We start from the raw sequence: 8,228 nt of genomic DNA on the forward strand, positions 1-8,228 counted from the left end.
GTGGGGCGTGCCCGCGCCCTTCGCGCACATGGACGACGAGAAGAGGAGAGGCCGTGCAGTCCAAGCGTGACCAGGTACAGGCGCACAGCTTCATGATGGGAAGGCTCAGTTCGGGACTGCTGACGGGCGACCCGGACGCTCCCGAGAGTCCGCTCGGACGCACCACCCGCGGTGTCGTCTTCGGCGTGCTGTTCACCGTCCTCATCGGTGCCGGCACCGTGGTCTACGGCCTGCTGCGTCCCGGCGGAAACGACAGCTGGCGCGACGGCCGGCACCTGGTCGTCAACCGTGACACCGGCGCCCGCTATCTGTGGACCGACACCGACGGCGTGCTGCACCCGGTGCGCAACTACACCTCTGCGCGCCTGATCGGCGGGTCCGACCTGCCGACCGAGGACGTCGGCACCGCCTCGCTGCGGGGCGTGCCCGTCGGCGGCCAGGTGGGCATCCCCGGGGCCCCCGACGGTCTGCCGGGGGCCGGGCAGCTCGACAACGGGCCCTGGAACATGTGCGTCACCGGCCCGGACGGTGCGGACCCCAGCACCTCGGCGGCGGTCCCCGCCTCGGCCGTCGACAGGGCCGGGGCGACGACGCTGGTGGCCGGCGCGCCGGTCGACACCACGGACATCGCCGCCGACCGCGCGGTGCTGGTCCGCGGCCCGGACAAGACGGAGTACCTGGTGTGGCGGGGCAGCAGGCTGCCGCTGGACGAGAAGTCCGACGCCCGCACCGCGCTCGGCTACGGCTCGGAGGACGCGGTGCCCGTCCCGGCGGCCTTCCTGGACGCGCTGGCCCCCGGCCCCGGGCTGCGCTCGCCGGACGTGCCGGGACGCGGGAGCGAGGGCCCGGAGCTCGGCGGCGAGCCCACCCGCATCGGCCAGGTCTTCGAGGTGAGCGTGCCCGGGGGTGAAAGCTCCTACCACCTGCTGCGCGAAGACGGCCTGGTGCCGCTGACCCGGCTAGGCGCCGCCCTGGCGCTGGGCGACCCCGCCACCCAGAAGGATGCCTACCAGGGCGAGTCACCCGAGGTGCGTACGGTCGGCGCCGACGCGCTGCGTGAGCACCAGGCCGAGGACGCCGGCCGGGCGGGCACGGCCGGCCTGCCGGCCGCGCCGCCGGCCCCGCAGTCCGTACCGCGCGGCAGCGCGCTGTGCGCCCAGGTGGACGGCGGCGACGGCGGCGCCCGCATCGGCTCGGTACTGGCCCCGCTGACCGAACTCGCCCCGGTGGCGGTGTCGGCGGGCACCGACGCCCCCGTGCGGCAGGCGTGCGTACCGACCGACGCCACCGTCGTCCGGCCCGGCCACGGCGCCCTGGTCAGAGCCCTGCACGCCAGCGGCGCCGCCCACGCGGGCACCACCTACCTGGTCGCCGAGAACGGAGTGAAGTACCGGGTCCCCGCCGAGGACTCCCTCAAAGCGCTCGGATACACCACCGACGACATCGACTCCGTGCCCGCCCCGCTGCTCGCCACGCTGCCGACCGGCGCGGACCTGGACCCGGACGTCGCCTCCGGCGCCGCGAAGGTCCGGGTCACGGCACCCGATTGCGGGAAGGCCGCGCAGCAGGAGGAGAGGCACAGGGGATAGAAGGGCACGGCTGCGAGGTTCGTCACAGTGACCCCGTCGGCAACTCGGACGCAGGCGGACACCGCGCCACGGTCCCGACAAGGGAGGCAAAGGGATTTCTGAGGTTGCAAAAGGAGTGGAGAGGGGCTCTTTTCGGTCAGGGTAGGTGTAGCGACCACGAGGGTCGAGTGCTTTTTGTTCTTTGTGGTCGCACCGAACCTCAGAGAAGGCTCAGAATTCCTGGCCGCGTGGCCTTCCCGGGATTTGCCCGGATGGCGCGAATACTCCGGTCCGCGGGCCCGCTCGATGGCCGTTTGCTGCTTTGATGTGCCCGAATGGTGCCCGCATCGGGTTCCCTGCCTGTACGGATGTCGCATCCCGGACAGTTCAGTCCGGCGAGAGTGTTCATCTGCTCGAAACCTACGGTCAACTTCCGTGCCCGAGGCCTATTTTGAGTCAGCCTGTGAACTTCAAAAAATTCCGGAGCGCGTTGCGCGGAGCGGGAGCCTCTACTTAGCCTCAGCGGGCAACGGTGCGACGTGATCGCTCGAGAGTGATCGCTCGAACGAAGGGAGCGCGACATGGCGGACAGCGCCGCGAGGAAAGCGGACTATGCCAAGGGCTTGGGAGGTGTCTCGTCCCTCGAGACCGCCCGGAACCAGGTGGAGAAGATCCAGAACAACGTCGCCGAGATCGCCTCGCGTTCAGGCATCGGCGGCGACGAGGGTCAGGCCCTGCTGAAGCTCTTCCGCAGCTGGAACGCGGAGGCCCAGACGGTCGTCGTCCAGATCAGCAAGATGATCGACGCCCTCCAGGAGAACGTCACCTCCGCCAACCGTCTGGCGCAGGAGAACCAGGACCTCACCGAGGTTCTCAACAGCAAGACCAGTCAGGGCGTCTTCCAGGCGCTGCTCTGACACGTCCGGCGCCGTGCGGCCCTGAGCGAGGCCGCGCTGCTCGAGCCCGCCGGACGCGAGGCGTCCGGTCACCAGAGAGGAGACGTCATGGCCGACGGCATCATCGACGTGCAGTATTCCGTGGTCCGCAAAGTCGTCGAAGAATTGACGGACCAGACGCAGCAGATCATCAACACCCTCAACAACCTGGAGGACGAGCTGAAGCCGCTCGTCGCCTCCTGGGAGGGTGCGGACCAGGAGATGTACCGCCAGGTGCAGATGCAGTGGGACCAGGCCACCAAGAACATGGCCACCCTGCTCAACGACAACGGCACGCTGATCCAGTCCATCCACGACAACCACTCCCGCGACGAGCGTCGCAGCGCCGACAACTGGGGCAACGTCCGCGCGCGTTGAGACCCGCCGGGCTCGGCCCACGTCATCACGAAGGGCGGGCGGCGCGCCGTGGCGGTCACCTACCGGTGTGCCCCCGCTCCTATCGCAGCCCGTGTATCCGGAACCGAGCGGCAGGAGAGCTTCCGATGGCCGACAACCCGACAGACATCAAGCACTTCGACCTGTCCGCGATGGCGAACTTCCGCGACTACGAGGTCGAGAGGGCCTACAAGAGTGCGAGGAGACACCGTGAAGGGGGCGGGGACGGCGACCCCCGCCCGCTGGGTGACCTCGTCGACGGCCACACCACCGAGGACAACCTCGACCAGAACCAGCAGTTGCTGCGCATCGGCAAGATGGCCACCGATCCACTGGTGTCGGGACCGAAGCTCCTCGAGGGGGTCCGCGAGGCCGCCACGGCTCTCGACAAGCTCCTCGGGGACCAGATCGATCTGTACAAGGAGCTGCGGGAAGCGCTCACCGAGACCATCGAAGGGGCGGAGAAAACCCAGGCCAAGAACCTGGACGCGATCGACGCCCAGACGTTGCTCCAGCACTTCGACGAGGTCGACACCCTCACCGCCGGCGGCGGCGGTGACAACACCGACTCCTAGAGAACCCGCACCCCGCGACACTCCCGTCGCGTGACCCACGACAACGCGACCAGAGAGGGCGCCCGGTGGTCGACCGTTACGACCCGAACTCGGAAGAGAACGTCAACAGGTACGAAGACGTCACGGACGCGTCGTCCGACGTCTGGGCTTCCGTGGTCACGCACATCACGGGCTACCCCGTGCCGGACCGCAGCACCATTTTCGACACCCTGCGCTCCGACCACGGCGGCAAGCTGTTCCGGATGGACATCAGGGACCGGGGCCTCGGCTCGTTCGTCCAGGACGCCTCCGGCTTCCTGCGCAACACCGGTGAGGATTACGACATCTGGTTCTTCGACGGCGGAAAGAAGACCCAGATCAAGCAGGCCAGGATCGTCTTCGAGGGCCGGGTACGGGCGGGCGACGAGCTGATCTTCGCCGACCCGGGGACGGACGACGTCGCCAACGCCTCCGTGCGCGAGGGCAACGAGTTCAAGGACTACAACAAGGACGAGATGAGCACCGTGGCGCTCGCCCGGTACATGAACGGTCCGCGCACGGCGCTCCTCGAACTGCGCGGCGGCAACACGGCGAACGCCCGCTTCAGCGACCTGGGAGTGGCCGAGGACGCCGTGATCGACCTCAAGTCCTTCGACACCACCGGTCAGAGCTTCGACTTCGCGGCCCAGTTCTTCCGGGACCAGGGGCCGAAGATCAAGGAGTGGGAGGACGCCCTCGGCCGGGAGGACGCCACCTGGAAGGGCGAGGCCGCGGAGGTCTTCCGCAGCCTGCTGACGAAGATCCGCGAGAACTACGACGCGTACATCGAGACGTTCGACGAGACGCCCAGCACCGGCGAGGGCGACGGAACCGGCAAAACGGTCTACTCGCGCGCCCTCTCCCAGGCCCGCCAGGCCCTGGAGAACGCCGCCGACAAGCTGCTGGACGCCTGGATCACCTGGGCCAATTCCGACTACTACGACCCGCACCAGGTGCTGCGGTACGTGCTGGACGACCTTGCCCTGTGGGTCGACGCGAACAACGTCGCCAAGACCGACATCAAGACGACCTACTCGGCGTACTCCTCGTCCACCTACCACGACCCGAAGGAAGGCTTCTCGCAGAACCACCCCGAGTACGGCGACCTCACCGACATCGCCAACTGGGCGAAGGTCGGCGACAAGGCCGTACAGATCTGGAGCCGGGGGGTCGACGAGTACCTCGTCAAGCCCGCGCGGAGCGTGCAGTCCACGCTGAACAACACCTTCCTGGACCTGAGCGGCGACTTCACCGAGAACGTCCCCGAGCCGAAGTCGACCAGCACCGCCTCGCAGGAGTACGAGGAGCGCAAGGCCGAAGAGGCCCAGGACGAGATCAACCGGCAGAACGAAGAGAACAGGCGGTACCAGGACGAGCTGCGGGAAGAGCAGAACCGGCAGCGTGAGGAGGACAGGCGGTACCAGGACGAGCTGCGTGAGGAGCAGAACCGGCAGCGTGAGGAGGACAGGCGGTACCAGGACGAGCTGCGGGAGGAACAGAACCGCCAGCGCGAGGAGGACCGCCGGTACCAGGACGAACTCCGCGCCGAGCAGGAGAAGCAGGCGGACGAGGCCCAGGAGCAGCTGCGGACGCTCAACGACCGGACGACGACGGACCTCGGCGGCCTCGACGACCTGCTGAACCGGGACGTCCCCGTCACCGAGAGCCTGGGAGGCATGGACGGCATCAACGGTGGCGGTGGTGGTGGCGACGGATCGCTCACCCGGAACCTCGGCGCCCTCGGTGACGCCGACAAGGCGGTCAACGAGAGCCTCGCCGGCCTGAGCGACACCGGCGGCACGGGCGGCGGCGACCAGCAGACGGTCGTGCCTCCGACGGCGAACCTGGGCAGTCTCGGCGGCCTCAACTCCGGCGGCGGCACCCGGATGCCGTCCGAGCGCACCACCGGCCTCGTCGGCGGCAACCCGGTCGCGCGGTTCCCGGACGGCAGCAGCACCAGCTTCGACCCCGACACCGGGCTGCTCACAACGACCGGACCCGACGGGACGACCACCACCACCGACCTCGGCAACGGCCTGCGGGTGACCAACCCGGACGGATCCGTCACCTCCCTCACCGACGACGGCAAGCTCACCACGACTTTCCCGGACGGGCGTTCGGAGACCATCGACCCGTCGACGGGCCAGGCGGTCACGACCAACCCGGACGGTACGACGACCACCACCGACCTGGGCAGCCTGGGCGACCTCAACAGCGGTGCCGGCGGCGGGGTGCTGGACACGCCGACGGGCGGCACCACGCAGCTGACGGGCGGCGAGCTGACCAGCAGGTTCCCGGACGGGAGCAGCACGAGCTTCGATCCGGACACCGGAACCCTGACGACGACCGGCCCGGACGGTTCGGTGACGACGACCGATCTGGGCAATGGCCTGCAGGTGACCAACCCGGACGGCTCGGTCACGTCGCTGGGCGATGACGGAACCCTCACGACGACGTTCCCGGACGGCACGACGCAGAGCATCGACCCGTCGACGGGCCAGGCGGTCACGACCAACCCTGGCGGTACGACGACCACCACCGACCTGGGCAGTCCCGGCGGCCTCAACGGCCGGAGCGACCTCAGCTCCCTGGGTGACCTGCCGACCCAGTCGAACGGGGACCTGAGCGGCCTCGGCGACCTCGACCTGGGAAGCCTCGACGGCCTCAACTCCGACAGCGGCTCGGGACTTCGGACGCCGACGGGCGGGGAGACGTCGCTGGCCGGCGACGACCTGCTCACCCGGTTCCCGGACGGCACCCGGGCGACGTTCGACACCCAGACCGGGATGCTGACCGCCACCCACCCGGACGGGTCCGTCACCACCACGGACCTGACCCACGGCGTGCAGGTGACCAATCCCGACGGTTCCGTCACCTCCCTGGACAACGGCATGCTGACCACCGAATTCCCGGACGGCAGCACCCAGGTCGTCGACCCGGAGACCGGTATCGCCACCGTCACCGACGCGCAGGGCAACAGCGAGACGGTGAACCTGCACGACCTGAACACCGGTCGTACGCCGACCGGTTCGGACGGCCGTGGCATTCTCGACCGGCTCGACGCCCTCGACGCCCTCGACGCCCTCGACGCCCTCGACGCGCTCGGCGGCGGTGGACTGGGCGGCGGCATCAGCACCGAGACTGTTATGCCCTCCGGCCTCGGCCTGAGCAACGGGGGTTCCCTCAGCTCGGCCAACGGCGCAGGACTCACCGCCGGTGCCTCCGTCGGCACCGACGGCGTGGTCACGGGCGCCGCAGCGCCGTTGTCCGACGGCACCACCGCGGCCGGCGGCGGCTCCCTCGGCGCGGTCGCCGCGTCCGGCGCCCCCGGCGCCCCGGGCATGCCCGGCACCCCCGGTATGCCGATGGGCGGCATGGGCGGCATGGGCGGTGCCGGAGGAGGCGGCGACAAGGGCAACGGCGAGCGGGTGCGGGCCGTCCTGGTCGACGCGGCCGAGGAGAGCGAGCGCCGCAACCGCAGGCGGCGCAGCCCCTGGAACCGCCAGGAGGACAGTGACACATTCCTGTCCCCGGCATCCCGCGTGGCCACCACCGGCGGTGCCACCCCCGAGGAGGAGACGGCGGACGAGGGCCGCAGGGTCAGCACGTCCGCCGACTACCTGGAGGAGGACGCGGACGTGTGGGGCACCGAGGACGGCGGTACGCCGGCCGTCATCGGACGATGACGGAGGCGACCGGAAGACGGCCGCCCCGGGCCGGGGACGAACACCACTCGCCCCGGCTGTCGCGGCGGACACCTCATCGGGCAAGATCGACTGTGCAGTCGCAGGACAGCAGGGGAGCGGACGTGACGGAGCCACTGGAACAGCGTCTGGAGAGGGCCATGGCCGAACTCCGGTCGGCCCAGGAGGCGGTCGAGCGCACCGAGCGCGAGCTGCGGCAGGCCTCGTTCGCGGTGCTCTCCTCCGACCGTGCCGTCCGCGCCACCGTAGGGCCGCAGGGGGAGCTGACCGGCATCGAGTTCCTGGAAAACAAGTACCGCTCCATGTCCCCGCAGGAACTGGCCGCCAGCGTCCTGGAGGCGGCGAGCGCGGCGCGGCTGAAGATGAATCGGCACGTGATGAAGGCGATGGCCCCCTTCACCGAACCCAGCAGCGAGGTGCCCGAACTGAAGGGCTTCGAGCTGGACTGGGAGCGCATCTTCGGCCCCGGCGTGCTGGAGAAGGACGAGGAGGACACGGGACGCGCGGACGGCGCGGTACCGGGCTGGCGCGACGCGCTCGGCGAGGACGGGGAGGACTGACATGGGACAGCGGTACTACGTCGACCCGGCCCGCATCGAGGCGCTGACCGGGCAGTTGGAGGAGATCGCCACCCTGGCCAGGAGCATGACCGAGGAGTTCCTCGACGGTCTCGCCCCCACGGTCTCGTGGCCCGGCACGTCGGGTGACTTCGCGGAGAAGGCCAGACCGCAGGAGCAGAAGGAGCGACAGACCACCAAGGACACCATGATGTCCGTCCGCGACGCGCTGGTGAGCATCACCGACGCCACGCTCAGCCAGGTCCGGCTCATGGAGGACACCCGCGACCGCAACCTGGAGGACATCGACCGCAGAACCAGCCGGATCGAGACCGACGGCTTCGGTCTCGACGGCTCGGGCGGCGGCGACACGGGCGGGCATGGACGCCACTGACCTCCACGCCGCAGGCCGCTCCCGCACCATGCCGGGAGCGGCCCCGCGGTGCTGCCCGCACGGCCTGACGGGTGGTCGCCG

At 69.8% G+C, this 8,228-nt stretch carries 7 protein-coding genes; all 7 read left to right on the forward strand.

Annotation, left to right across the window (positions count from 1 at the left end; all coding sequences use genetic code 11):
• Nucleotides 1-53: 53 nt before the first annotated feature.
• The 7 genes from eccB to ACQY0Z_RS31040 all read left to right on the forward strand — a co-directional run bounded on the left by eccB (nucleotide 54) and on the right by ACQY0Z_RS31040 (nucleotide 8,147).
• Complete coding sequence (gene eccB / locus ACQY0Z_RS31010; RefSeq protein WP_028960455.1) at nucleotides 54-1,589, forward strand: type VII secretion protein EccB; 1,536 nt, start codon at nucleotides 54-56, stop codon at nucleotides 1,587-1,589.
• Between the two features lie 560 nt (nucleotides 1,590-2,149).
• Nucleotides 2,150-2,485, forward strand: coding sequence for a hypothetical protein (locus tag ACQY0Z_RS31015; protein ID WP_028960456.1), 336 nt, complete (start codon nucleotides 2,150-2,152; stop codon nucleotides 2,483-2,485).
• Between the two features lie 87 nt (nucleotides 2,486-2,572).
• A complete protein-coding gene (locus ACQY0Z_RS31020; protein ID WP_028960457.1) occupies nucleotides 2,573-2,881 on the forward strand; it encodes a WXG100 family type VII secretion target in 309 nt (102 codons plus the stop codon).
• Between the two features lie 125 nt (nucleotides 2,882-3,006).
• Nucleotides 3,007-3,474 carry a type VII secretion system-associated protein gene (locus tag ACQY0Z_RS31025; protein WP_028960458.1) on the forward strand — a complete coding sequence of 156 codons (468 nt, stop codon included), beginning with the start codon at nucleotides 3,007-3,009 and terminating at the stop codon, nucleotides 3,472-3,474.
• Nucleotides 3,475-3,539: 65 nt separating this feature from the next.
• Nucleotides 3,540-7,178: an AAWKG family protein gene (locus ACQY0Z_RS31030; RefSeq protein ID WP_439813180.1), complete on the forward strand. Its 3,639-nt coding sequence runs from the start codon at nucleotides 3,540-3,542 to the stop codon at nucleotides 7,176-7,178.
• A 122-nt stretch (nucleotides 7,179-7,300) separates the two neighbouring features.
• Nucleotides 7,301-7,756, forward strand: coding sequence for a YbaB/EbfC family nucleoid-associated protein (locus ACQY0Z_RS31035; protein ID WP_210634968.1), 456 nt, complete (start codon nucleotides 7,301-7,303; stop codon nucleotides 7,754-7,756).
• Between the two features lies 1 nt (nucleotide 7,757).
• Nucleotides 7,758-8,147 (forward strand): hypothetical protein, encoded by a 390-nt coding sequence (locus ACQY0Z_RS31040; protein WP_028960461.1) that lies wholly within the window; start codon nucleotides 7,758-7,760, stop codon nucleotides 8,145-8,147.
• Nucleotides 8,148-8,228 lie beyond the last annotated feature (81 nt).

The organism is Streptomyces sp. P9-2 (assembly GCF_051903975.1).
GTDB classification, from domain to species: domain Bacteria; phylum Actinomycetota; class Actinomycetes; order Streptomycetales; family Streptomycetaceae; genus Streptomyces; species Streptomyces cellulosae.